General features: G+C 41.8%; 1 tRNA gene and 1 rRNA gene (1 of these 2 running past the window's edge). Both read left to right on the forward strand.

Annotated features, from left to right (window positions below):
• The first annotated feature begins 26 nt into the window (after positions 1-26).
• Positions 27-102, forward strand: a tRNA-Ala gene (locus H4I94_RS01100).
• A 643-nt stretch (positions 103-745) separates the two neighbouring features.
• Positions 746-1,001 (forward strand): 23S ribosomal RNA (locus H4I94_RS01105); it runs 2,427 nt beyond the window's last position.

Here is a 1,001-nt window from a genome sequence, read left to right on the forward strand (position 1 = left end):
ACGATACATTGACTTATTGATAAGCTGGGGACTTAGCTTAGTTGGTAGAGCGCCTGCTTTGCACGCAGGAGGTCAGGAGTTCGACTCTCCTAGTCTCCACCAAATTTCAAGACAAGAAAAGCATGCTTTTCCTTGAAATTTAAGCAAGAAGCTACGCTTTGCGCAGTTGAAAGACTACGTAGTAAGCAAACGAACTGATAGCTTATAGAGCTTAGTGATTAAGTTGCGTATAATGCGCGGCATTGTTATTAAGCTCTGTGATTTATCACAGTTTCCTGACCTGACGAAGGCTGGAAAAATCATTAACAGAATATATTTGAGTTGAAATAATTTGTTCAAACTCGTTTCAAGTAGGCAACTACAAGAAATGAGTTCTAGCGATTAAACTGAATCAAGCGTTTTGGTATATGAATCTAATTGAAGCTGTACAGTGATTAAGTTCACAGTGCTCTAAACTGTTATGTTGGTTGATCTGACTTGTAGGATCAAACGACTGTTTGGGGTTGTATAGTCAAGTAATTAAGTGCATGTGGTGGATGCCTTGGCAGTCAGAGGCGATGAAAGACGTAATAGCCTGCGATAAGCTCCGGGGAGGCGGCANAATGAGTTACTAGCGATTAAACTGAATCAAGCGTTTTGGTATATGAATCTAATTGAAGCTGTACAGTGATTAAGTTCACAGTGCTCTAAACTGTTATGTTGGTTGATCTGACTTGTAGGATCAAACGACTGTTTGGGGTTGTATAGTCAAGTAATTAAGTGCATGTGGTGGATGCCTTGGCAGTCAGAGGCGATGAAAGACGTAATAGCCTGCGATAAGCTCCGGGGAGGCGGCAAATATCCTTTGATCCGGAGATTTCTGAATGGGGGAACCCACTTACCATAAGGTAGGTATCATACACTGAATACATAGGTGTATGAGGCAAACGAGGGGAAGTGAAACATCTCAGTACCCTTAGGAAAAGAAATCAATTGAGATTCCCTCAGTAGCGGCGAGCGAA

This window comes from Acinetobacter sp. T_3_1, assembly GCF_025377055.1.
GTDB classification, from domain to species: domain Bacteria; phylum Pseudomonadota; class Gammaproteobacteria; order Pseudomonadales; family Moraxellaceae; genus Acinetobacter; species Acinetobacter kookii.